The organism is Phenylobacterium sp. (genome assembly GCF_004297125.1).
Lineage (GTDB): Bacteria > Pseudomonadota > Alphaproteobacteria > Caulobacterales > Caulobacteraceae > Phenylobacterium.
In genome coordinates this window covers 429767-452813 of sequence record NZ_SCVD01000020.1, presented here as the reverse complement: position 1 = coordinate 452813, position 23047 = coordinate 429767, and the positions used below count along the sequence as shown (strand labels likewise).

The 23047-nt window shown below is 69.6% G+C and carries 20 protein-coding genes; 14 read left to right on the top strand and 6 right to left on the bottom strand.

Translation table 11 applies throughout. From position 1 onward, the window contains the following. Window positions 1–41: 41 nt before the first annotated feature. Complete coding sequence (locus tag EPO51_RS12965) at window positions 42–350, top strand: hypothetical protein (protein WP_293351105.1); 309 nt, start codon at window positions 42–44, stop codon at window positions 348–350. A gap of 64 nt (window positions 351–414) precedes the next feature. After that, window positions 415–780, top strand: coding sequence for a Rap1a/Tai family immunity protein (locus tag EPO51_RS12960; RefSeq protein ID WP_293351103.1), 366 nt, complete (start codon window positions 415–417; stop codon window positions 778–780). Window positions 781–859: 79 nt separating this feature from the next. Here EPO51_RS12960 and EPO51_RS12955 read toward each other — a convergent pair whose 3' ends face one another. Both EPO51_RS12955 and EPO51_RS12950 read right to left on the bottom strand, forming a co-directional pair. Next, window positions 860–1516, bottom strand: a complete 657-nt coding sequence (locus tag EPO51_RS12955; protein WP_293351102.1) for an FABP family protein — start codon at window positions 1514–1516, stop codon at window positions 860–862. A gap of 79 nt (window positions 1517–1595) precedes the next feature. Continuing rightward, on the bottom strand, window positions 1596–1781 hold the full coding sequence (locus tag EPO51_RS12950) for a hypothetical protein (RefSeq protein ID WP_293351101.1): 186 nt from the start codon (window positions 1779–1781) through the stop codon (window positions 1596–1598). A gap of 92 nt (window positions 1782–1873) precedes the next feature. Between EPO51_RS12950 and EPO51_RS12945 the strand changes: the two genes are divergently transcribed. From EPO51_RS12945 to EPO51_RS12930, 4 genes are all read left to right on the top strand, one after another. Then, complete coding sequence (locus EPO51_RS12945; RefSeq protein ID WP_293351100.1) at window positions 1874–3352, top strand: S10 family peptidase; 1479 nt, start codon at window positions 1874–1876, stop codon at window positions 3350–3352. 114 nt (window positions 3353–3466) lie between these two features. Next, window positions 3467–3949, top strand: a complete 483-nt coding sequence (locus EPO51_RS12940) for an Lrp/AsnC family transcriptional regulator (RefSeq protein WP_293351098.1) — start codon at window positions 3467–3469, stop codon at window positions 3947–3949. Between the two features lie 97 nt (window positions 3950–4046). After that, window positions 4047–5291, top strand: coding sequence for an aminotransferase class V-fold PLP-dependent enzyme (locus EPO51_RS12935; RefSeq protein WP_293351096.1), 1245 nt, complete (start codon window positions 4047–4049; stop codon window positions 5289–5291). Continuing rightward, window positions 5288–6856 carry a S10 family peptidase gene (locus tag EPO51_RS12930; protein WP_293351095.1) on the top strand — a complete coding sequence of 523 codons (1569 nt, stop codon included), beginning with the start codon at window positions 5288–5290 and terminating at the stop codon, window positions 6854–6856. The genes EPO51_RS12935 and EPO51_RS12930 overlap by 4 nt, the downstream gene beginning before the upstream one ends. Window positions 6857–6887: 31 nt before the next feature. On the opposite strand, the gene EPO51_RS12925 is transcribed toward EPO51_RS12930, so the two are convergent. After that, on the bottom strand, window positions 6888–8438 hold the full coding sequence (locus EPO51_RS12925; RefSeq protein WP_293351094.1) for a S10 family serine carboxypeptidase-like protein: 1551 nt from the start codon (window positions 8436–8438) through the stop codon (window positions 6888–6890). A gap of 271 nt (window positions 8439–8709) precedes the next feature. Here EPO51_RS12925 and EPO51_RS12920 point away from each other — a divergent pair, with 271 nt between their 5' ends. Further along, on the top strand, window positions 8710–8952 hold the full coding sequence (locus tag EPO51_RS12920; RefSeq protein WP_293351093.1) for a hypothetical protein: 243 nt from the start codon (window positions 8710–8712) through the stop codon (window positions 8950–8952). Between the two features lie 199 nt (window positions 8953–9151). Next, window positions 9152–9823 (top strand): peroxiredoxin-like family protein, encoded by a 672-nt coding sequence (locus EPO51_RS12915; protein WP_293351092.1) that lies wholly within the window; start codon window positions 9152–9154, stop codon window positions 9821–9823. 301 nt (window positions 9824–10124) lie between these two features. On the opposite strand, the gene EPO51_RS12910 is transcribed toward EPO51_RS12915, so the two are convergent. Then, the gene (locus EPO51_RS12910) at window positions 10125–11321 is read right to left on the bottom strand and encodes a serine hydrolase domain-containing protein (protein ID WP_293351090.1); all 1197 of its coding nucleotides are present in this window, start codon (window positions 11319–11321) and stop codon (window positions 10125–10127) included. A 191-nt stretch (window positions 11322–11512) separates the two neighbouring features. Here EPO51_RS12910 and EPO51_RS12905 point away from each other — a divergent pair, with 191 nt between their 5' ends. Continuing rightward, window positions 11513–12175, top strand: a complete 663-nt coding sequence (locus EPO51_RS12905; protein ID WP_293351137.1) for a response regulator transcription factor — start codon at window positions 11513–11515, stop codon at window positions 12173–12175. On the opposite strand, the gene EPO51_RS12900 is transcribed toward EPO51_RS12905, so the two are convergent. Both EPO51_RS12900 and EPO51_RS12895 read right to left on the bottom strand, forming a co-directional pair. Next, on the bottom strand, window positions 12172–13284 hold the full coding sequence (locus EPO51_RS12900; protein ID WP_293351089.1) for an ABC transporter substrate-binding protein: 1113 nt from the start codon (window positions 13282–13284) through the stop codon (window positions 12172–12174). The genes EPO51_RS12905 and EPO51_RS12900 overlap by 4 nt on opposite strands. Then, a complete protein-coding gene (locus EPO51_RS12895; protein ID WP_293351087.1) occupies window positions 13281–14705 on the bottom strand; it encodes a sensor histidine kinase in 1425 nt (474 codons plus the stop codon). The genes EPO51_RS12900 and EPO51_RS12895 overlap by 4 nt, the downstream gene beginning before the upstream one ends. A 177-nt stretch (window positions 14706–14882) precedes the next feature. On the opposite strand from EPO51_RS12895, the gene EPO51_RS12890 reads away from it, so the two are divergent. From EPO51_RS12890 to EPO51_RS12870, 5 genes are all read left to right on the top strand, one after another. Continuing rightward, entirely contained in the window at window positions 14883–16259 is a 1377-nt protein-coding gene (locus EPO51_RS12890; RefSeq protein WP_293351085.1) for a CitMHS family transporter, read from the top strand. 111 nt (window positions 16260–16370) lie between these two features. Beyond that, window positions 16371–19256 (top strand): TonB-dependent receptor plug domain-containing protein, encoded by a 2886-nt coding sequence (locus EPO51_RS12885; protein WP_293351083.1) that lies wholly within the window; start codon window positions 16371–16373, stop codon window positions 19254–19256. Between the two features lie 19 nt (window positions 19257–19275). Then, on the top strand, window positions 19276–21441 hold the full coding sequence (locus EPO51_RS12880) for a DUF6351 family protein (RefSeq protein WP_293351081.1): 2166 nt from the start codon (window positions 19276–19278) through the stop codon (window positions 21439–21441). A 70-nt stretch (window positions 21442–21511) separates the two neighbouring features. Next, window positions 21512–22306: an SDR family oxidoreductase gene (locus EPO51_RS12875; protein WP_293351079.1), complete on the top strand. Its 795-nt coding sequence runs from the start codon at window positions 21512–21514 to the stop codon at window positions 22304–22306. Further along, window positions 22306–23046 carry an SDR family NAD(P)-dependent oxidoreductase gene (locus EPO51_RS12870; protein ID WP_293351077.1) on the top strand — a complete coding sequence of 247 codons (741 nt, stop codon included), beginning with the start codon at window positions 22306–22308 and terminating at the stop codon, window positions 23044–23046. Before EPO51_RS12875 ends, EPO51_RS12870 begins: the two co-directional genes overlap by 1 nt. Window position 23047 lies beyond the last annotated feature (1 nt).

Sequence of the window (23047 nt, the reverse complement as noted above, 5' to 3'; positions counted from 1 at the left end):
CGCTTTCAAGAACCCGTTCGCATCCAAGCTGGAGACCTCCCATGTCGAAATCCCTGACCCGCAAGGTGAAGCACGAACTCGAAGACACCCTCGAGGATGTCGCCAAGACCCTGCGCCAGGCCGCGGACGGCCTGAGCGACGACGCGGAGAAGGCTGTGGCCCAGGCCACCCAGGCGCTGCGCCAGGCCGCCGAGGCCCTCGCCGAGAAGACCCCGCCGGAGGCGAAGCACCTGGCCCAGAAGGCGCTGCAGGAGGCCAAGGCCCACCCGATCGCCACGGCCGCCGCCGCCCTGTCGGCCGCTGCGGCGGTGATCACCATGCTGGGCCTCGGGCGCAAGAAGCCCGCCTAGGCGCGGTGTCGAAGGTCCTGTCGCCGCCGCGGCGAGACCATTCCGGGCGGACGGGGAGGGCGCGATGCTCTGGCTGATGGCCTTGACCGTCGTGACCGCCCTGCCGCCGCCGGTCCCCACCCATCCCGGCTTCGTGGACGCCGCCCAGCTCGCGGCGATCTGTTCGGCCGACGGGCCGGAGGCGGAGGGTCCACGGGCGCTTTGCCTGGGCTATGTCACCGGAGCGGTGGACCAGCTGCTGGCCCGAGTTCCCGGCCGCCGGCCGGCCACGGTCTGTCCGCCGGCCGATCTCACCCCAAAGGCCGCCGTCGACGCGGTCATGCGGTACGCCCGCTTTGCCGCGACCGGCAAAGGGATCGGGGCCGCCGACTTCGTGCGCTTCGCCCTGGAGCGCGCCTATCCCTGTCCCGTCGACCGGAGCCGCCGATGACCCACCATCGGCTCAGGCCGTGGAGCGCCCGTCGTTCCCGCGAAGGGCCAGCGCTCTTTGGGGTCCGGATCGACGCCGATCAGGTGGTGGACGCCTTGGCCCTTGTGATCACGGCCAGCGGATTGGGCGCGGGCTCGGCCACCCTCACCAGGGTGTTGCGGTCGAGATGGCGGAAAGGCTCGGCCTGGCCGCGCACCGTGAGCATGGTGTCGGAGACGTAGCTCCAGCTCCCGTCGGCGTTGAAGGTGACGTCGAGCGTGTAGGAGTCGGTGCGGAAGGCGTACTCGAGGAAAGCGGTCGAGACGATGCCGTACTCGGTGTCGCCGCGCCGGGCGCTGACGATCAGGCCGCTGCCGTCGGGCTTGGCCGAGCCGCCGGCGAGCAGCGACTGCCCGCGGGGAATGGTGAGGCTTTGCATCACCAGGCCGGTCGCCGGCTCCCACAGCCAATAGCCGACCTGATCGTGGAAGGTGATGTCCTCTTCCTCGGTGTTGATGTGGACGTGGTAGCGCAGGCCCCTGAGCAACTGCGGCCCGTTGGCCTGGGGGTCGATCGGCTGCAGGTCTATGCGCTCGAGATAGGCGCGCCGCTCCGGGCCGTCCGCCTTCGGGTTCAGGTCGATGCCCTTGCGGCCCTCCCAAACGCCCGCAAGCCGGGCGAGCGGACCGAGATTGGCCAGGGTGTCGGGATCGACATCCTCCGGCTCGGTGAAGATGTCGTCGGGAAAGGGGTTCATCGCAAAGCTCCGTCAGGCCGGCGATGCCGCGCCGGAGGCGGAGCGTCAAGGACCATGGCGCCCGGGGCCCATCGCATCGCTACGTCAGGGGCAGGCCCACGTAGTTCTCGGCCAGGACCGTCTGGGCGGCGCGGGAGCTGCGGATATAGGCCAGCTCGGCCGTCTGCATGCGGCGCTCGAAGCCGCCGTCACGGCTGGTCCCGCGCCCGGCGTGGACACGATGCGCGGCGACAACGACCATGCGCCGCGGATCGGGCGCCAGCATAGGCTATGCCGGGCCGCCGGCGGCATCGCGACAGATTGCAAAGAAAATCCTGCGCGCGGCCTCTAGCTTGGTCGGGTCGACAGGGGAGCGCGATGCCGCACGTCACCAAACGAACGCTGCTGGCCGCGGCTGCGCTGACCACGCTCGTCGCGGGCGCGGCCCGGGCGCAGGGTCTGGCGGGCGGCCCCTTCGTCACGCGAGGCTCCGGGGTCTTCAGCGGACACAAGGTCGATTACCTCGCGACGGTGGGCGAGACGTTCGTGCCGGGGCCGGACGGCCAGCCGGGCGTTCGCTTCGTCTGCACCTCCTATGTGGCGCAGGGCGCCGAGGCCGCGCGCCGGCCGGTCTTGTTCGTGTTCAACGGCGGCCCGAGCGCCTCCTCGGGCACCCTGCACATGCTGGCCCTGGGGCCGAAGCGGCTGGCGATCGCGCAGGATCCCGCCGCCGCTTCGCTCGGCGAGCATGTCGTCGACAATAACCTGACGGTGCTGGACGTCGCCGACTTGGTCTTCGTCGACCCGGCGGAGACGGGCTTCAGCCGGGTGCTCCCGGGATCGAAGCTGCCCTACTATTACTCGGTGAACGGAGACGCCCAGTCGGTGTCGGACTTCGTCGTGGCCTGGACGAAGGCCAACGGCCGGGAAGCCTCGCCGAAATATGTGGCGGGCGAGAGCTACGGCACGCTCCGCGCCGCGGTCATGGCCGGTCAGTTGGCCGGCGTGATGCCGCTCGACGGCGTCTTCCTGTTCGGCCAGGCCGTGAACATGATCGAGACGAGCCAGCGGGCGCAGAACGCGATCTCCTACGCGACGAACCTCACCGCCCTGGCCGCCATCGCCGCCTACCATGGCAAGGCGCCCGCCTGGAAAGGCAAGTCGATGACCGCCGTGGTCGACGAAGCCTACGCCTGGGGCATGGGCGAGTATCTGCAGGCCCTTCTGCAGGGAAACGACCTGCCGGCGGCAAGGCGCAAGGCGATCGCCGCGAAGCTGCGGGCGATGACCGGCATCGGCGCCGACTACTATCTGGCGCACGACCTCGCGATCACGAAGATCGCCTTCGCGCGGGAGCTCCTGAAGGACCGCGGCCTGATCCTCGGGACCTACGACGCCCGCTACGTGGGACCGGCGGCCAAGCCGGGTGCGCGCGCGGAGGATCCTATGTCGCCGGTCATGCGCCTTGTCGGCCCGGCGATCGCCGACCATCTGTCGGGTCAGCTCGGGGTGACCTGGCCGGTGAGCGAGTATCGCGGCGCGGCCCCCGGCGCCGGAAGCTGGGAGTGGAACGGCACGCTCGGGCCGGGCGGTCCGTTCCTGGACTACGACTATCAAAGTCGGCTGTCCGAGGCGTTCCGGGCGAACCCGCGCTTCCGCCTGATGATCGGGACCGGGATCTACGACCTGACCACCACGGTCGGCCCGGCCCGCTATCTCGTGACGCGCAGCGACTGGCCCCGCGACCGGGTCTTCCAGCGCCAGTACGTGGGCGGGCACGTCGCCTATATCCACGAGCCTTCGCTGAGGGCCTTCACCGACGACATCCGCGCCTGGGTGACCGGCGGCAGGCTCTGACGCGAAGCGTCGGGGTGCAGAAGACCGAGTTCGGGGCGGTGTGGACAGGTCAACCTTGACAGGCGAGTTTGGCGCATCCGCTATGCGTCCATGGCGCGTATCAAAGACACATCTATGCCGAGCGGCCTGGACGCTATCGACGTCAAGATCCTTGAGCTTCTGCAGAAGGACGCTTCGCTGTCGACCGGCGAGCTGGCGGAGCGGGTCGGGCTGTCGCAGTCGCCCTGTTGGCGCAGGATCCAGCGGATGCGCGAGGAGGGCTACATCAAGGGCATCGTGGCCCTCGTCGACCCCGAGCGCCTCGGCTTCAAGATGCAGATCTTCGCCCAGGTGAAGATGACCACCCTGACCGAGGACGAACGCGCCGACTTCTACCGGCAGATCAACAGCGTCCCGGAGATCCAGGACTGCTGGACCGTCTTCGGCGAGATGGACATCATGATGAAGATCCTGGCCCCCGACGTGACCTGGTACCAGGACTTCATCTTCTCGGTTCTGCTGAAGCTGCCGGGGGTCGTGGATGTCCGCTCGATCGTCACGCTCGGCTCCCAGAAGAGCACCATGGCCGTGCCGCTGGTGGCGCGGCAGTTCCGCTGAGTTTGAATAGTCCATTCCGCGAACGGGCTGCGGGCGCCGAAGTACGAAAAGATAATCCGCGCCTGACCTCCTAGGCTCATCCGCGGTGGGAGGGCTCATGAAGCTCAGTCGCAGAGATCTGGTCATCGGGGCGGCGGCCGTGCCCGCGGTCGCGGACGCGACGGCGCAGCCGATCGACGCTGTCCTGCTGCCGGCCAAGGCCGCCTTCGCGAAAATGCCGTACGTCTACCTCGACGCCGGCTCCACCCATCCGATGCCGCTGGGGGCGAAGGCCGCGCTGGAGGAATACCTCCGCTACAAGACCCGCGACGGCCTGTGGGCCGGCTATTCCATAGACGCCAAGGAGAAGATCGTCCTCGCGGGCTTCGGCGCCCTGGTCGGCGCGGCGCCGGACGAACTCACCTTCATCCAGTCCACGACCATGGGCGAGAACCTGGTGCTGAAGGCCCTGGGCTTCCCCGAGGGCGGCGGCCGGATCGTCACCGACGCCCTGCACTTCTTCGGCTCGTTCTACACCTACGGCGAGCTGGCCAAGCTGGGCATGGACGTGGTCACCCTGCCTATGACGCCCGAGGGCCGCATCGACATGCAGGCCATGGCCGCGGCGGTGAACGACAAGACCCGGCTGGTCTCCATCAGCCACGTCTCGACCACCAACGGCTTCGAGCACGACCTGAAGGCCGTCTGCGACCTGGCCCACGCCCACGGCGCCTATGTCTATGCCGATATCGTCCACGGGGCGGGATCGACCCCGCTGGACCTACGCGCCGCCGGCGTCGATTTCGCGGCCACCTCTTCCTACAAGTGGCTGATGGGCGACTTCGGCCTGGGCTTCCTCTATGTGCGCAGGGAGGTGCAGGAGAAGCTCCCCCGGCCCTGGTGGGGCTATCATCAGGTCGGCGGCCGGTTCGTCACCCACGTCTTCCCCTTCGACCCACCCGGCCAGACCGTCGCCGACTACGGCTACGCCCAGGGGGCGGCGGGCAAGTTCGCCATGGGCACGACCTCGTGGACCGGCGTGGTCCAGCTGGAGCACAGCCTGGGCTTCATCCAGAAGCTTGGCGTCGCCAATATCCAGGCTTGGCGCCAACCCATGGCCGTCGCGATCCAGACCGAGCTGCGCCGCCGCGGCTACCAGCCGATGACACCGCTCGGCAGCCGCACGCCGCTGGTGGCCTTCGCGCTGAAGGACGCCCGCGCCAAGCTGGGCGAACTCCTCGCCAAGAACGATCTGCGACTGACCGTCAGCGCCAACCGCTTCCGCGTCTCGCTCGGGGTGTTCAACGACATGAACGATATCGACCGCCTGCTGGCCGTTCTGCCCAAGGCGCCGCCCGCGTGAGGCTGGCCGCCTTCCTGGCCGCCACGGCGCTGACGGCCTCGTCCGCCTTCGCCCAGACGCCGGCCGCACCGCCGAACGCGGGGCCGTTTTCGATCCCGATGTCACGGCCCACGGCGCCCGGTCCGGTCGAGCCGCTGCCCGCGCCCAAGCGGTTCGTGACCAAGCGGGCGATCACGGTGAAGGGCGTGAAGATCCCCTACACGGCCATCGCCGGCGAAACCTACCTCTACAACCGCGCCGCCGAACCGATCGGCTCGATCTTCTCCTTCACCTACCTCAAGGACGGGCCGCCGGATCCCAGGCGGCCGGTGCTGTTCGTGTTCAACGGCGGACCAGGATCGTCGTCGCTCTGGCTGCACATGGGGGTGGTGGGGCCGCGCCGGGTGGTGCTGGACCGGGAGGTGAACCCCTCCAACGTCCCGCCCTTCGGCGTGGCGGACAATCCCTACAGCCTGCTGGACGTGGCCGACCTGGTGTTCATCGACCCCGTCGGCACGGGCTGGTCCACGGTAGTGGGCAAGGGGACCACGGCCGACTTCTGGGGCGTCGACGAGGACGCCGATACCGTCTCCCAGTTCATCGAGCTCTGGCTCACTGAGCACAAGCGTTGGAACGCGCCGAAGTTCGTGATGGGCGAGAGCTACGGTTCGGTCCGCGCGGCGGTGCTGCCCCGGGCGCTGATGGGCGGGCCGCTCTACGTGGGCGTGATGCGGGGCATCACGCTGAACGGCGTCATCCTGCTGGGCACGACGCTGGCGCCACGCAACGCCTCGGGCGAGGCCGGCGCGGCGGAGATGCGCCAGGCGCTGGCGTTGCCCGCCATGGCCGACACCGCCTGGTACCACCGCAAGATCGACCGCAAGGGCCGCGACCTGGAGACCTTCCACCAGGAGGTGCAGGCCTTCGCCAAGGGCGACTATCTCGAGGCGCTGAGAAGGGCCAAGGCCGGGACGCTGACCGCGGACGAGCGCACCGCCATGGCCGGCCGCCTGGCCGCCTACACCGGCCTGCCAGTCTCGGCCTACGAGAAGGCGCTGACGGTCCAGGACGCCGCCTTCGGCCGCCAGCTTCTGGCCGACCAGGGCCTCCAGGTCGGCGCCTATGACAGCCGCTACACCCTGCCGTTGGCCGGCAGCGGCAACGACCCTGTGGGTGACGACCCGGCCATGGGCCGCTACGTTCCGGGCTTCGTGGCCGCCTTCCATCAGATGGTCAGCGACGACCTGAAGATCGAGATGGACCGGCCGTATGGCGCGATCGTCTGGAAGGACCTGCTGCCCTCCTGGAACTGGGATCGCAAGGGCGTCCCGGAGGGCCAGAGCTTTGCCACGGACCTAGCCGTCGCCATGCGCCGCAACGAGAAGCTCCGCGTGATGGTGGCGTCGGGCTACTACGACCTCACCACCCACGCGGCCCCAGCGGAATATTCGGTCGAGCAGGCCAAGCTCCCCGCCGACCGCCTGATGCTCCGCCGCTACGCCTCAGGCCACATGCTCTACCTCGGCGACACCGCCGCGAGCTTCGCGGACGACGTGAGGGCCTTGATCCGCGACGCCTCCCGCTGAGCCGGAGCCCGGCGGCATGTCGTGACTGAGGTCACTTCGCGGCGTCGAGCAATGCGCGGATGTCCCGGCTGAACGCCAACCGCGAAGGCTGGTCGCGGTAGAACATGTGCCCGCCCTCGTAGCACTTGAACGTGACCGCGCCCTTCAGGGGCGTGGGCAGGTTTCGGGCGACCTCGCCGTTGCTGCTGCAGCTGTTCAGCGAATCGAACGAGCCGGCGGCGACCAGCACCTTCAGGTCCGGGTTCAGCGCGACGGCCTCGGCGGTCGACGGAAGCGGCGGGCCCAGGCGGGGCGGTCCGCTGCCGCTCGCCATGGCGGCCTGCATCGCGGCCGCCCTTTCCGCTTCGGACACCGGAGCCGTGGCGTAGTCCCAGCGAGCGCCCGGCCCCTCAGGCGGCTTGCCGCCGGGCGCGAAGCCGTCCCGGAGGCCTTCGACGCCGAGGTAGGGCAGGTCCGTGTGATAGGCGAGGGCGCCGCGCAGATAGCGCAGGATCGCGGGGTTGAAGGCCCGCGGCGGGTCGGCCACCTTGCGCATGTCGAAGACGTTCAGGACCTTGGCGGGCTCGCCGAGCAGGGCGGTGCGATAGGCGCGGGGCCCGAAGGCCAGGGTCTTGCGGTCGATCTGGTCAGCCGGCATGCCCGTGCGCCGCGACAGCTCCCCGACGATCCGGCTTCGCTCGTCCTCTGACAGGCTGGCGGCCCTGGCCAGCGCCGGCGCATAGGTTTCCCTGGCCCAGGCCGCCGCGTTCCGTCGGGCGGCGTCCGCATCGCGGCCCAGCTCCGGCGGCAGGCGGCCATGGAACAGGGCGACCGGCGCGAGGTCGGCCACGCGAAGGGCGGCGAGCAGCTCCGGGGCGCCGTAGGCCGCGGGCAGGCCCGAACCGCCGGAGATCAGGACCAAGCCCTTCACGGGCACGCCGCGCTTCAGGAGCGCGTAGCCGACGCTCCCGGCGCGGCCGGCGCCCCAGCTTTCGCCCGCTAGGAAGATCGGCGCGTCCTCGGCCCCATGCAGGAGCCGCCAGCTACGCACGAACTCGGCCACCGAGGCGACGTCGCCGACGGTGCTGTAGAATTCCTGCGCATACTCAGCCCTGGCCGGTCGGCTGAACCCCGTGCCGATAGGATCCACGAACACCAGGTCAGTGTCAGCCAGCCAGGTCTCGGCATTGTCGACCAGCCCGGCGCCTTCGCCCCGCTTTGGGCCGACCACCTCGAAGTGCAGGGTCGACGAGTCGGCCCCGGGGCCTCCGTTCCAGACGAAGGTCAGAGGCCGCGGCGGCCCCTTGGTGCGCACCCGGTATGCGATGTAGCCCATGAAGCCGTGGGGCTCCCCGGTCTCCACGTCCCGGATGGGGATCCGGCCCACCTCCGCGGCGTAGGCCAGCGTGCGGTCGCCCACCCGGACGGTCTGCTGCGTCAGGACGGGCGCCTCCGGCGCGGTCGCCGCACCGGCGGGCGACGACGCGGCGAGGCTGACGACCAGGACGGCCGCCGCGCTGGCGGCTCCGCGCCGTCGGGCGGTGGACAGGAGACCCCCCGAAGATCCGCGCCCGCCCTTTTTCGATCCCGATCGCTTCAGCATTCGCGTTCGAAGCCTCACCCTATCGGCCACATCCTACGGGGACGGCGCGGAAATGCTGTGCGTTTCCAGGCTTCCGACGGCGGCATGGCGCATAGATCTCGCGCCCGGCGTTTGGCGCGCGCGGCATCTATGTTCCCTCCGGGATTGCCGCGTTTCCGCCTGTCGCGCGTCGGCCGAGATCGCCACCCACCCTGGAACCCATGGCCGATCGAGGCCTTTCGCAAGGGAACAAGCCGGGCAGTGGGCGCCGGCAAGATGTGAAGCAGGGCCATTGTCGGAGATCGACGACAGTTTGATCGATGGCGCCCTGGTCGTCCTGGTCGATGCGCGGAACGGGTATGAACCCGTCTACCTGGCCGCCGACACGCCGGGGCGCGAGGTATGGGTGCGGACGGCTGGGTCGGCGACGATCTACTCGACGCTCAAGGCCGCCCAGAAGGCGGCGCTGCTGGCCCGCCGCCGCCCTGGGCGACGCCAGCCTTACGCGATCCCCCGCCGTCTCGTCGGAGCTTAGGCCTCGAAGCCGCGCCGCGAGGACGCGACCTCGGCGACGCCGCTGGGCATCAGCCAAGCGGACACGCCGGGCATCTGGTCGGATGAGCAAGTGGCGCCTCGCAAATGCGTGACTTGAAGACTTCCCGATTGTCCCGCCCGTGCGAACGAGGTTCACCCTCCGGGAGACCGGAAGCGCCCAGGGCGCAAGGAGCTGGACCATGGGCAAGAGCCTTCGCGAGTTGCTGGGCGAACTCCACGCCGAACGCGAGCGGACCTGGGACGCCGGCCAGTTGCAGCTCAACATCGATCAACGGCGCGAGCTGGTTGAGGCCGCCGATCCGTCCTCCTGGATCGCCGCCGGGGATCCATTGCCGGACTTCGCGCTGGAGGAGGTCGACGGCGGCCATCTCACCCTGGAGAGCCTGACGGCGACGGGCCCCGCGGTCCTCCTCTTCTTCCGCTTCGCCGGCTGTCCGGCCTGCAACATCGCGCTGCCCTACTACGACCGCGAGCTGGCGCCTGGCCTGCGCGAGCTTGGCGCAACGCTGGTGGCGGTCAGCCCACAGGTCCCCGAGCGTCTGGTGGAGATCAAGCGCCGCCACGACCTCAGCTTCCCGGTGGCGACCGACCGGGACAACGTGCTCGGCGGCAAGTTGGGCATCCTCTACACGGCCAACGCCGCGACCCAGCTCGCCGGCCGCCTGAAGGGGAGCTTCATCGGCGACACCACGGGGACCGGGACCTGGGACCTGCCCCAGCCGACCGTCGTGGTCGTCGGGCAGGATCGGCGGGCGGCGTTCGTGGATGTCAGCCCCGACTGGCTGGTGCGGGCCGAGGCACGGCCGGTCCTCGAGGCGGTGCGCGCCCTGGCCCCGGTCGCGGCCAAATAGCCCGTCGGGCGTCCATCGATTACGCTGTTGCCCGTCTGGGCGCCGAGTGGGTGGGCATCGGCTCTGACTTCACCGCCACCAGCCGTAGCCGGCTGGCGTAGCGGCGTTCTGCTGTCCAGCTTCAGGCCCGGGTCAACGTCGACAACCTGCTGGACGAGGACTACCTCGGCACGATCTCGACCACGATCAACACGCCGGCCTCGTTCCGGCCGGGGCCGCGCCGGACGGTTCAAGTGACGCTGTCGACCGAGTTCTAGATGCAACGGCCGCGGCGCACGGCGTCGCGGCCGCTCAGCCTGGGTCAGGGAACGAACAGGTCGGCCAGGGCGCGGGGAAGCTCCTTGAGGTTGGAGTCCGTGAGGTTGGTCTGCATGGCCAGCACCAGCTTCTGGTTCGGATAGAGGATCAGCATCGAGTTGCCGCCGACCGACGAGCCGGAGTGCCAGTAGACGGGGTTGCCGGCCTTATCCTTGTCGAGGAACCAGTTCATGCCATAGCCAGTACCCTTGCCGTCGGCGGTCTTCTGCTCGGTGAAGAGCTGGCGCAGGGTGTCGGCCTTCAGGAAGCCCGGGTTGAGATGGGCGTTGCCGAACTTCACCAGGTCTTCCGGCGTGGTCAGGTAGCCGCCCGAGGCGAACTTGTTGCTGTTGTCGCTGTAGGGCGCGTTCAGCAGGACGCCGCGCTCGCCGTTCCCCCAGGATGACTGGCGGATGCGATAGGTGCGCTCTCCGCCCGTGCGCTCGTAGTAGCGGACGCGATAGGGGATGATCTCCTCGTTCCGGTCGGCGACGGTGTGGACCATGCCCAGCGGCTCGAAGACTAGTTCCTGCGCCAGGTCGGGGAACAGCTTGCCGCCCGCCGCCTGGGTCATCGCCCCCTGCAGGTTGGTGCCGGGGCTCGAGTAGAAGAACTTGGTCCCCGGCTCGGCGACGAGGGGGTCGTTCTTGTAGGTCTCCACGTAGTCCAGGAGGTTCTCGTATTTCGTGGAGTTGAAGAAGTCGTCGCTGCCCAGGCGATAGTGGCGCAGGCCGCCCAGCATGCCGGCGAGCATGCGGAAGGTGATCGGCTTGCTCTTCACCGGGAAGCTTGGGACCAGCGACTGCACGGGCGCGTCGAAGTCGAGCTTGCCGCGGTCGTGCAGGACGGCGGCGACCGACATGCTCATGGGCTTGGCGACGCTGCCGGTGCGGAACATGGTGGCCGGCGTCACCGGGACGCCCTGCTCGACGTCCGCCAGGCCGAAGCCCTCGGACCAGACGGTCACGCCATCGACGGAGACGGCGATGGAGAGGCCCGGGACCCCGCGTCGCGCCATATAGTCGGCGATCATCTTGCGGCCGGTCGTGACGGCTTTCGCGCGGCTGGGCGTGGTGAGGTGCTGGGCGTACGGGCCGGCGGGCGCCAGGGTCTCGGGCGAGGTGGCTTGGGCCGACGCCACGCCGGGAAGGACGACGAACAGGCTCGCCGCGCCCGCCAGGGCCAGGGTCTTCAAGGTCATCGATCGCCTCCCGTGTGCGCTGATCTCGCGGGCGGTCGTGCGCCGCCGCCAACCGCCAGGCTTCCGGTCAGGCTGGCACACCAACCTGACGCCTGCCTTACAGCCCTGAAGCGCTGGCGCGCCACCGGTTCCTCTGCTGGACTGGCGGGCGGAATGAGCCGGCGTGCGATTGGAAGGAATCGGCCTTGCGGGTGCTTGTGGTGGAAGACACCGTCGATCTGGGCGAGGGGATGGTGGCCTGCATCGAGCGCATGGGCCATGCCGTGGACTGGGCCCAGGACGGCGGCGGCGCAGACCGACTGCTGCGCGATACCGCCTATGAGCTGTTGGTGCTGGACCTGACGCTGCCCGAGATGGACGGCGTGGCCGTACTGCGCGGCCTGCGCAGTCGCAAGAGCACGACGCCGGTGCTGGTGGTGACCGCGAGGTCCGAGGTCGAGGATCGGGTCAAGGTGCTGGACGACGGCGCGGACGACTACCTGGTGAAGCCGTTCGACTTCCGCGAACTGGAAGCCCGGGTCCGATCGCTGCTGCGCCGGCGGAGCGGCGACCGCACCAATACCCTGGCCTGCCGGGGCGTGGCGCTGGACCGCGCCGCCCGGACCGCGACCATCCACGGCGCGCCCGTCGGCCTGACGCGGCGGGAGCTGGCGCTGCTGGAGGTGCTGCTCGCCAACCAGGGCAAGATCCTGAGCAAGAGTGTCATCATGGACCAGATCTTCGACTTCTCGGCCGAGCCCAGCGAGAACGCCATCGAGGTCATCGTCACCCGGCTGCGGCCGAAGCTGGCGGGCTCGGGCGCGGAGATCCGCACCCACCGGGGCCTCGGCTACCAGATCGGCGCCGGAGCCTAGGGCGAGGGGGCCTCGGGAGGGCGGGTCGCGCGACGCCATTCCTGGATGAAGGCCGCGCGCCGGGCCGCGTCGCGCAGGGCGAGCTGCGACGAACTGACCGCGATCTGGCCGGCGCGCTCGGTCTCCGAGACCGCGCCGATGGTGACGCCGTTCGGCGGCGGCGTGGTCATGGCCTCCGCCAGCGCCTTGCCCCTCGGGGACAGCAGGGCCTGGACGAAGGCGACCGCGTCGGCCCTGTTGCGCGCATCGCGGCTGACCATCACCGAGCGGGACTGGATGGCCTGGTAGTCCGATGGCAGGACCACGCCGACATGTCGGCTCTGCCGCTGGCCGGCGTAGGCGTAGGAAAGCTGGACATTGTAGGCCAGGGCGATGTCGCCGTTGCGGACGGCGTCGACCATCAGGTTCGAGCAGCAGTACGACTTCACCTGGCTGCGCCCGAAGCTCTCGATCAGGCGACCGTAGATCGCCGCCTGGCGGGCGTCGAAGCTGGCGTAGTTGTAGCCGGGACCGGACTTCTCGATGTCGTAGGTCCCGATGCGGCCCCGCCAGGCCTCCGGGTCCGCCCGCATGGCCTCGATCAGGTCCGGGTGGCTGCGGGGCACGGTGTGGGGCGAGAAGCGGCGGGTGTCGTAGACGAAGACCGCGGGCTCCAGGCTGAAGGCGATCACCTCGCGCCGCCACTGCGCCCAGTCCGGCGCCTGCGAAGCGACGGCTTTCGGCAGCGGCGAGGCGCAGCCGCTGTTGGCGAGCTCGACAAGATGGTCGGTCGAGATGCTCAGGTAGAGGTCCGGGGTCGCCCCGGGCCGGCGACAGGCCGCGCGCGCGTTGCCGAGGAGTTCGCTCGACAGGGTGTCGACGTACTGCACCGCCACCTGTGGATTGGCCTTCTGGAACACCTCAATGAACGGCCGCATGAAGCTGACGTCGGTGGCGGCCTCGATCGTCAGCAGCCGGGCCGGCCGCGCCGAGGCGGGGAAGATGGTCTGTTCGCCGTAGGCCGGCCGCGGGTAGGGCGCGCGGGCCTTCGGCGCATGCGGCCGCATCACCATCCAGCCGACAGCGAACACGGCGGCCATGGCGACGGCCAGGATCACGAACCGCCTCACGGGCGCTCCGGCGTCGGCAGGCTGACCCGCACGGTGAAGCCGCCGTCCGGCGGCAGGTCGAACTCGAGCCGCCCGCCGTGGGCTGTGGCGATCTCATGGACGATGGAGAGGCCGAGGCCGGCGCCTGGGCGGCCGGTACGCGGTGCGGTGAAGGGGGTCACCGCCGCCGCCCAGGTGTCCCGCGGAATGCCGGGGCCATTGTCCCAGACGCTGACCGTCGCCCAGCCGTCGCTCTCGTCCACTCTGACCTCCAGCCGCGACGGCGCGCCATGCACCGCGGCGTTGTGGACCAGGTTGGTGAGCCCCTCGTGCAGGCTGAGCGCGTCGCCCTGGACGCGGATCGATCTGGATGGCGGGTGGAAGGTGACGATCAGGTCGCGGTCCAGGGCCTGGGGCACGCCTTCGCGGAGCGCCTTCCGCGCCACCTCTCCCAGGTCGACGATGGCGTGGGGGGCGGTATCGGCGCGGTACACGACCATGGCGTGGCCCAGGAGCTGGTTCGTCAGCCGCCCGAGCTCGGCCAGCCGGCCGCGGATCCGCTCGGCCCGCGCCCGCCGCGCCGCCGGGGTCCTGTCGGCCTCCAGCAGCTCAGCCTGGGCGGTGACGGCGGCGATGGGCGTGCGGATCTGGTGGGCGGCAACGCCCACGAAGGCCTGCAGCTTGGCCATCCGGTCCGCCAGGCGGGCCATGACCTGGTTGATCGCATCGACCAGCGCCTGGGTCTCGCGCGGGCTCGACACCGCGAGCGGTCGCACGTCGTTGAGGTCCCGCTGGCCCAGCGCCTGTTCGATCCGGGCCAGCGGCAGCAGGGCGCGGCGCGCGACCGCCAGGGCGGAGAAGAAGCCGAGGGCGCTGACGAAGACGATCAGCGCGCCGATCTTCAGCATCAGGTTCACGGCCAGGGCGTTGCGGGCCAGCCGCGTCTGGGCCACGACGATGCTGGCCCAGCCTGCCTCGCCGGGCGTGGTGATGTAGCGCCCGATGGTGGCGGTGCGGACCGCCTCCCCGGCGACCTCCGCGTCTGCCAGGCGCGGCGACTCCAGTTCGCGGCCGGACACACGGGCCGCCAGCATGCCCGAACCGGTCACCAGACGGCCGTCCGGCGCCCGGACCGCATAGAAAAGGCGGTCGTCCCGGGCGAGCGCGAGGGTCTCGAAGGCGGCGTCCGGCGGGTTGGCCGTCACATGGGTCTGGTCGATCCCCACGGTCTCGGCGATCTGCACCGCGGCGCTGATCAGCAGGCGATCGTAGGTGTCGTTGGCCAGGGCGTTGGAGAAGAACCAGGCCGCCAGCAAGGCCAGGGCGCCGCCCGACAGGAAGACGCCGGCCAGCAGCAGGCGCAGGTGGTCGAAGACCGATCGCTGCGCCCGGTCGCGCAGAAAGGTCATGCCCCGGCCGGCCGGATGGGCTGCGCTGGTCATCGCCGCGCGGCCCTCCCCGAGCCGCGCGGCCAGCCTAGGGGCGAAGATGGGCCTTCGTCATCCGTCGCGAGGCTGACAGGTTGCTGCAAGGCGGCTGTCGTAGCGTAGGGCCCAAAGGCGAGAAAACGCCTGGCCGGCGCGCCGCGACCGGGGGATTAGGGCAGGACGAACAGCTTGGTGACGTCGAGTCTTCTGCTTTCCGTGTTCGGCTTCGCGATGGTCGCGACGTTCATGACGCTGATCATGACGCGACGGCTGTCGCCGCTCGTGGCGCTGATCGTCATCCCGATCTTCTTCGGCCTGCTCGCCGGCTTCGGCGCGGGCCTTGGGCCGATGATGTTGGACGGCATCAAGAACATCGCGCCCACGGCGGTGATGCTGATGTTCGCCATCCTCTACTTCGGCCTGATGATCGACGCGGGCCTGTTCGACCCGGTCGTCGGGCTGCTGCTGCGCCTGGTGCGGGGCGACCCGGTGCGGATCATCGTGGGCACCGTGGTCCTGGCCACCTTCGTCTCGCTCGATGGCGACGGCTCGACCACCTACATGATCACCGCCGCGGCCCTGCTGCCACTGTACAAGCGGATGGGCCTGAACCCGCTGATCATGGCCTGCCTGATCATGCTCTCGAGCGGGTTGATGAACATCACCCCGTGGGGCGGCCCGACCGCGCGCGCCGCCAGCGCGCTGCAGCTCGAGCCGGCGGACGTCTTCCTGCCGCTGGTGCCGGCGATGGTGATCTGTTTCGCGTGGCTGCTGGTGCTGGCCTTCGCCTACGGGCGCTTCGAGCGGCGCCGGCTGGGCGTGCTGGTGCTGGGCGCCGATCCCGTCATCTACCAGCCGGCGCTCGTCGGCGATGCGGGCGTCGACGAGATGGTGTCGGTGGACGGCGGCGCCTTCACTGTCTCCGCCGATCCCGAGGCGCGCCGCCCGAGGCTGGTCTGGTTCAACGCGGCGCTGACCGTCGCCCTGATCGTCCTGCTGGTTCTGGGCGTCCTGCCGCTGCCGGCGCTGTTCATGGGGGCGTTCTGCATCGCAGCCATGGTGAACTATCCCAGCCTGGAGGCGCAGAAGGTCCGCGTGGCGGCCCACTCGGCCAACATTCTGGCGGTGGTGTCGCTGATCTTCGCGGCGGGCATCTTCACCGGCATCCTGAACGGCACGGGCATGGTCGAGGCCATGTCCCGCAACCTGCTCGCGGTCATCCCGCCGCAGCTCGGGCCGTACCTTGCGCCGATCACCGGGCTGATCAGCCTGCCCATGACCTTCTTCATCTCGAATGACGCCTTCTACTTTGGGATGCTGCCGATCCTGGCCGAGACGGCCTCCCACTACGGGGTGAGCCCGCAGGCCATCGCCAGCGCGTCGCTGGTGGGGCAGCCACTGCACCTGCTCAGCCCGCTGGTGCCGTCCACGTACCTGCTGGCCAACCTGGCCGGCGTCGAATTCGCCGAGCACCAGAAGTTCACCGCCCGCTGGGCCATCGCCACCTCGCTGGTGCTCCTGGTCGCGGGCCTGGCGGTGGGCGCCTTCCCGTTGCTGGCCGCAACATGACCCTTGGACGACAGGCTGCTGTCAGGTTCGCGCGCTAGGTCTTGCGCCAAGGGCTCATCAGGATCGCGCAGACGCTCCGAAAGAACGCCCGGGGAATTAGGGAGCTGAACAATGCGTCAACGCATCCTGTGGGCCGGTGTGTCCGCCATCGCCATGGCGCTCGCCGCCAACGCCGCCCAGGCCCAGACCGCCGCGCCGGGAGAGCCGGCCCTCGATGAGGTCGTCGTCACCGGCTCGCGCGTCGTCCGCGACGGCTTCCAGGCGCCGACCCCGGTCACCGTGGTCGGGACCGAGCAGCTCAAGGAACAGGCCGTCACGCGGCTGGTCGACGTGTCGCGGAACCTACCGGTGTTCCGCAACCAGGGCGGCGCGCGCAGCGGCAGCAACAGCAGCGCGAACGGCGGCCAGGGCAGCCTCGACATGCGCGGCCTGGGGGCCAACCGCAATCTGGTCCTGCTGGACCGCCGTCGCGTCGTGCCTTCGACCGGCAACGGCGTCGTCGACGTCAATATCCTGCCGAGCGCGCTGGTTTCCCGCATCGACGTGGTGACCGGCGGCGCCTCGGCCGCCTGGGGTTCGGACGCCGTCTCGGGCGTGGTGAACTTCGTGCTCGACACCGGCTTCACCGGCCTGAAGGCCGAGATGTCCGGCGGGATCTCCGGCCACGGCGACAACGGCGAAGGCACGGTCTCCGCCGCCGTCGGGCGGGACTTCAACGACAAGCGCGGCCACTTCATCGCCTCGGCCGAGTACTTCGTGGGCGGCAAGCAGGACCTGATGGACCGGGACTGGCTGGCCGCGCGTCCCGGCGTTATCAACAATCCGGCCTACACGCCGACCAACGGCCAGCCGCGGCGCATCAAGGTGTCCGAAGGGATCGTGGCCGCCTACATGTCCACCGGCGGACTGGTCAACGGCTGCCGCACGGCCGCCGGCGGCAACATCCCCAACTGCGCGCTCGCCGGCACGGCCTTCGGTCCTGGCGGCGCGACCCACCGATTCGTCTACGGGACCTACGTCAACCCGACCGGCAACATGATCCAGCCAGCCGGCCCCGACACATTCGGCGACTACACCCAGATCTACGACAACATCAAAATCGTGAACCCGTCCGAGCGGGTCAGCCTGTTCAGCCATGTGAAGCACGAGCTGACGGACAGCATCCAGGGCTTCGTTGAGGGCACGTACACCAAGAGCATCATCGGCCCGGCCTATTCGGTGCCGCCCTACCGCTTCGGGACCAGCGCCACGACCTGGCTCTCGGTCAGCGCCGACAACGCCTTCCTGCCCGCCAACATAAAGGCGCAGATGTCCGGTGTCGGCGGCGGCAATCCCGCCGGCCCCGCGTTCCTCAACATCGGCAGGATCAACGAGGACTGGACCGGCAACTCGCGGATCAAGAACACCAACGAGACCTATCGCTTCGTCACCGGCCTGAGCGGCGACCTCAAGGGCGACTGGTCGTGGGACGTCTACTACCAGTTCGGGCGGAACAAGTACTTCGGTACGGTGGACGACAATCTGATCACCTCGCGGGGCGGGGTCACGGCCCGGGGCAACGTGAACCTGGCGACGGACGCGGTGGTCGCTCCGGCCGGCAACGCCGCCGGGATCGCCGCCGGAACCATCGTCTGCCGCTCGACGCTCACGAACCCGACCAACGGCTGCGTGCCGCTGAACATCTTCGGTCCCGGCGCGGCTTCGCAGGCCGCCATCGACTACATTCTGGGCGATCAGTTCACGCGCCAGATCTACAGGCAGCATGTGGTCGAAGCCTCGATTCACGGCGACCTGTTCTCGACCTGGGCCGGGCCGGTGTCGTTCGCCGCCGGCGGCTCGTACCGCCGGGAGGAGATCGACGCCACGTCGGATCCGCTGTCGCTCGAGAGCGCCTTCGGTATCGGCAATCCGAAGCCCTACGCCGGCGAGTACAACGTCAAGGAAGCCTTCGGCGAACTGGTCATACCGGTGCTGAAGGACGAGGGCCTGGGGACCGCCGACGTCAACCTGGCCGGCCGCGTCACGGACTATTCCACCTCCGGCCGCGTGGAGACCTGGAAGGCCGGCTTCACCTGGGCGCCAACGGACGAGTTGCGGCTCCGGTTCACTCGCTCGCGCGACATCCGCGCACCCAGCCTGCAGGAGCTGTACACGGGCGCCACCCAGGCCCGCGGGTCGGTGATCGACCGCTTCAAGCCGGGCTCGGTCACCTTCAACATCCAGCAGATCGGCGGCGGCAACGCCGCCCTGACCCCGGAGATCGCCGACACGATCTCGGCCGGCGTCGTCTATCGGCCCGCATGGCTGCCGGGCCTCAGCGGCTCGGTGGACTACTACCGGATCAAGATCCGCGACTCGATCTCGACCCTGGCCGTGCAGCAGATCGTCGATCGCTGCTTCGCGGGCAACCAGGACCTCTGCGGGCAGATCACGCGGGTCAACGGCGACATCATCGAGATCCGGTCGACCAACCTCAACCTGGCCGGTTTCGAGACCAACGGTCTCGACATCGAGGCCGCCTACCGGACCTCGCTCTCGACCTTCAATCCGGGCTGGGAGGGCGACGTGGGCATTCGCGTGCTCGCCAACTACGTGGGCAAGTTCGAGACCAGCGACGGCGTCACGGCGCTGGACCTCGCAGGCTCGCTGGGCGACCGCCAGCCGGACTGGACTATCCAGGCCACCACCTTCTACGAGCGCGGTCCGATCCGCGTGACGGTGGTCAACCGCTACCTGTCCAGCGGCGTGGTCAGCAACGACTTCCGCGCGCCCAACGAGATCGACGACAACCACGTCGCGGCCCGCCTCTACACCAACCTGAACCTCAACTATAAGTTCGAGCGGTTTGGAGCCGACGCCGAAGTCTTCTTCAACGTCGACAACCTGTTCCAAGTGAAGCCGCCCAAGGGCTTCGGATGGGGCTATGGCCTGAACGCTTCTCCGCAGTACGACGTGATCGGCCGCATGTTCAAAGCGGGCCTGAGGCTCCAGTATTAGGTGGACGAGGGGGGCGGTCATGCGGCGTTGGCTGATCGGACCGTTGCTGGGGGCCCTGCTCGGGGTCTCCGGGATCTCTGACGCCCAGCCGTTCCCGACCCAGGAGCATGTGCAGACCGGCGACGCCGCCCGCATCCGCGTGCTGTCGTCGCACAACGACCTGGTCACCGGCGGCGACGCCCTGGTGGAGATCGTGGGGCGGACCGGCGCGGCGGTGACGTTGAACGGCCGGCCGGTGACCGACGCCCTCCGCCCGGTCGCGCGCTCGGGGAGGCGCGTAGGCCTGATCACCGGCCTGAAGCTCGGCGACAATGTGCTTGAGGTGGCTGGAGGCCGGGCGCCGTCCCGCCTCATCCTGACCAACTGGCCGCTGCAGGGGCCGGTCATCTCGGGCCCGCACGAGACGCCGTTCATCTGCATGACCGACAGCTTCGAGCTGCCGGTCACCGGCGGGACGCTCGGGCCGGCCGCCAGCGCCGACTGCGATGCCGCGACGCGCGTGGACTACGTCTACCGCCGCCGCGAGGGCGGTTTCCGCCCGCTGCCGGCCGGAGCCATGCCGGGCGACATCGGCGAAGTGGTCGATGCGGCGGGCAAGCCTCACCCCTACATCGTGCGGGTGGAGACCGGGGTGGTGAACCGCTCGATCTACCAGCTCGCCATGCTGCACGATCCGCGGACGGCCGCGCCGACGCCCGCCGCGCCGTCGCGGAGCTGGAATCGCGGGCTGATCTATGTGTTCGGCGGCGGCTGCCCGGGCGGCATGTACATCCAGGGCAAGACCACCGGCGGCGTGCTGGACGACCAGATGCTGGCGCGCGGCTACGCGGTCGCCTCTTCGTCGCTGAACGTCTTCGGCAACAACTGCGACGACCTGCTGGCGTCGGAGACCATGATGATGGTCCGGGAGCGCTTCATCGAGCGCTTCGGCCCCATCTCGCGGACGATCGGCTGGGGCTGTTCCGGCGGCTCCTACCAGGCCGAACAGATCGCCGACAACTATCCGGGCCTGCTGGACGGCGTCGTGGTGGGCTGCAGTTTCCCCGACGTGGGCTACGCGGCGGTGAGCGTCCATTCGTTCGGGGCGCGGCTGGTCTACAACTACTACCGCCACGGCGCGACGACGCCGTGGACCGAGGCGCAGATCGTCGCCGTGTCGGGGCTTCCGGATTTCGTCTCCCTGCGGACCCAGGGCGACCGCGGCGACCGGATCGATCCGGCCGGCGTCTGCTCCCCGGCGATCCCAAAGGCGCTGCTCTACGACGCCAAGACCAATCCCACCGGCGCGCGTTGCTCGATCTACGACCACGGTCGCAACGCCTACGGCCGCGACCCGGCGACCGGCTTCGCGCGGCGACCGCTCGACAACATCGGGGTCCAGTACGGCCTCGTCGCGTTTCGCGCCGGCGTCATCACCAAGGCTCAGTTCATCGACCTCAACCGGCGCATCGGCGGCGTGGACATCGACGCGAAGTTCACCGAGGCGCGGACGGCCGGCGACCCCGAAGCCATCCGCCGCGCCTATCGCAGCGGACGCATCCTATCGGGCGGCGGCGGCCTGGCCGGAGTCCCCATCATCGACTACCGCGCCTACGCAGACTTCGCGAAGGGCGACCCGCATCAGCGGTTCCACTCGTTCTCGTTCCGCGAGCGCCTGGTCGCCGCGAACGGCGACGCCGACAACCAGGTGATGCTGACGGAGAGCGCCCGACGTGGCCTGTTCAGCCTGGAAAGCCCGGTCCTGCAGGGCGCCCTCGACGGCATGACCGCCTGGATCCAGGCCATCCAGGCCGACCGCTCGGCCCGTCCCGCGGCGCAGAAGGTCGCTTCGGCGCGTCCTGCCGGCCTCGTCGACGCCTGTTTCACGGAGGATGGCGCGAAGATCGTCGAGCGCCAGGTGTGGGGCAAGGCGACCGCCTGCAACCGCCTCTACCCGCCGCACAGCAACCCCTACATCCAGGCCGGCGCGCCCCTGGCGAACAACGTCCTGAAGTGCGCGCTAAAACCGCTCGATCCCGCCGACTACCCCGCCGCCTTCACGCCGGAGGAGTGGGCGGAGATGCGGAGAACCTTTCCGACCGGAGTCTGCGACTACACGCGGCCAGGTGTCGAACAGCAGCCTCTCGCCGGCAACTGGCTGTCGTTCGGCCCGGCGGGCGCGCCGAACATGTGGGTCGTTGACTGACGCTGAGACAGCGCGGACCAGTGGGGCGGCACGGGGCCACGACGCCCACAGCCCACCGGGACGAGGAAACATGAGCGCCTTTAAGGACAACCTGCTGGTCGGCAAGACCGCCTTCATCGCCGGCGGCACCAGCGGCATCAACCTGGGCATAGCCAAGCGCTACGCCGAGCTCGGGGCCAAGGTCGCGGTGGCCGGGCGCAACCCGGAAAAGGCGGCCAATGCGGCGGCCGAGATCGGCCACGGGGCCCTTGGCCTGTCCTGCGACGTCCGCGACTACGCGCAGATCCAGGCGGCGCTCCAGGAGGCCAGGGACAAGCTGGGTCCGCTGGACATCGTCGTCTCCGGCGCGGCCGGCAACTTCGTGGCGCCGGCGCTGGGCATGTCGGCCAACGGTTTCCGGACGGTCGTGGACATCGACCTGAACGGCACCTTCAACGTCTTCCGCGCGTGCTACGACCTGTTGAACCGGCCCGGCGCCTCGCTGATCGCCATCACGGCCGGCCAGGCGGTGAACCCCGCGATGATGCAGGCCCACGTCTGCGCGGCGAAGGCGGGAATCAACCAGCTGATCCGGGTGTTGGCCATGGAGTGGGGCCCCTCGGGCGTCCGCGTGAACGGAATCTCGCCGGGACCCATCGCCGGCACCGAGGGCATGGCGCGGCTGAGCCCGACGCCGGAATCCGACAAGGCGATCACGGCCCGCATCGCGCTGCGCCGGTTCGGCGAGGTGGGCGAGGTGGCCGAGAGCGCGGTGTTCCTGGTCAGTGACTCCGCCCGCTATGTCACCGGCACGATCCTGGACTGCGACGGCGGTTCGCAGCTGGGCGACGCGCGGGACCGCGACGTGGCGGGCGGCATGAGCTGATGGCCAGCGACCTCTTCGACCTGACCGGCAAGGTGGCGCTGGTCACCGGCGGCAGCCGCGGGCTGGGCCAGCAGATGGTCATGGCCTTCGCCAAGGCTGGCGCCGACGTGGTCATTTCCAGCCGCAAGCTGGACGCCTGCGAGGCGGTGGCCGCCGACGTGCGCGGACTGGGCCGGCGCGCCATGGCCTATGCCGCCCACGCGGCGAGATGGGACGAGATCGACGGCCTGATCGAGGCGGCCTACGCCCAGTTCGGCCGCATCGACATCCTGGTCAACAACGCCGGGATGTCGCCCGCCGTCCCCAGCCATGAGGTGAGCGAGCAGTTGTTCGACAGCGTGCTGGGGCTGAACTTCAAGGGCCCGTTCCGGCTGGCCAGCCAGGTGGCGCACCGGATGAAGCAGGCCGGCGGCGGGGTGATCATCAACATCTCTTCGTCGGGCGCCCTGATGCCGCTGCCGGCGGTGGTGCCCTATTCGGGGGCGAAGGCGGCGTTGAACGCCATGACCGTCTCGATGGCGCGAGAATACGGGCCGGAGGTGCGGGTGAACACCATCTCGGCGGGGCCGTTCCTCACCGACATCTCCAAGGCCTGGAGCGAGGAGGCGCGCGAGCGGTCGGACAATGCGTTGGGGCGGCCCGGTCGGCCGGAAGAAGTGGTGACCTCGGCGCTCTACCTGGCCAGCCCGATGTCGTCCTTCACCACCGGCGCGATCCTGCGGGTGGACGGCGGCCAGTAGG

What these genes read in the sequence shown, in the direction of transcription:
- EPO51_RS12965 (WP_293351105.1), top strand. Translation starts at nt 42, where the DNA reads ATGTCGAAATCCCTGACCCGCAAGGTGAAGCACGAACTCGAAGACACC.
- EPO51_RS12960 (WP_293351103.1), top strand. Translation starts at nt 415, where the DNA reads ATGCTCTGGCTGATGGCCTTGACCGTCGTGACCGCCCTGCCGCCGCCG.
- EPO51_RS12935 (WP_293351096.1), top strand. Translation starts at nt 4,047, where the DNA reads ATGAAGCTCAGTCGCAGAGATCTGGTCATCGGGGCGGCGGCCGTGCCC.
- EPO51_RS12955 (WP_293351102.1), bottom strand. Translation starts at nt 1,516, where the DNA reads ATGAACCCCTTTCCCGACGACATCTTCACCGAGCCGGAGGATGTCGAT.
- EPO51_RS12870 (WP_293351077.1), top strand. Translation starts at nt 22,306, where the DNA reads ATGGCCAGCGACCTCTTCGACCTGACCGGCAAGGTGGCGCTGGTCACC.
- EPO51_RS12945 (WP_293351100.1), top strand. Translation starts at nt 1,874, where the DNA reads ATGCCGCACGTCACCAAACGAACGCTGCTGGCCGCGGCTGCGCTGACC.
- EPO51_RS12875 (WP_293351079.1), top strand. Translation starts at nt 21,512, where the DNA reads ATGAGCGCCTTTAAGGACAACCTGCTGGTCGGCAAGACCGCCTTCATC.
- EPO51_RS12950 (WP_293351101.1), bottom strand. Translation starts at nt 1,781, where the DNA reads ATGCTGGCGCCCGATCCGCGGCGCATGGTCGTTGTCGCCGCGCATCGT.
- EPO51_RS12915 (WP_293351092.1), top strand. Translation starts at nt 9,152, where the DNA reads ATGGGCAAGAGCCTTCGCGAGTTGCTGGGCGAACTCCACGCCGAACGC.
- EPO51_RS12895 (WP_293351087.1), bottom strand. Translation starts at nt 14,705, where the DNA reads ATGACCAGCGCAGCCCATCCGGCCGGCCGGGGCATGACCTTTCTGCGC.
- EPO51_RS12925 (WP_293351094.1), bottom strand. Translation starts at nt 8,438, where the DNA reads ATGCTGAAGCGATCGGGATCGAAAAAGGGCGGGCGCGGATCTTCGGGG.
- EPO51_RS12880 (WP_293351081.1), top strand. Translation starts at nt 19,276, where the DNA reads ATGCGGCGTTGGCTGATCGGACCGTTGCTGGGGGCCCTGCTCGGGGTC.
- EPO51_RS12910 (WP_293351090.1), bottom strand. Translation starts at nt 11,321, where the DNA reads ATGACCTTGAAGACCCTGGCCCTGGCGGGCGCGGCGAGCCTGTTCGTC.
- EPO51_RS12940 (WP_293351098.1), top strand. Translation starts at nt 3,467, where the DNA reads ATGCCGAGCGGCCTGGACGCTATCGACGTCAAGATCCTTGAGCTTCTG.
- EPO51_RS12885 (WP_293351083.1), top strand. Translation starts at nt 16,371, where the DNA reads ATGCGTCAACGCATCCTGTGGGCCGGTGTGTCCGCCATCGCCATGGCG.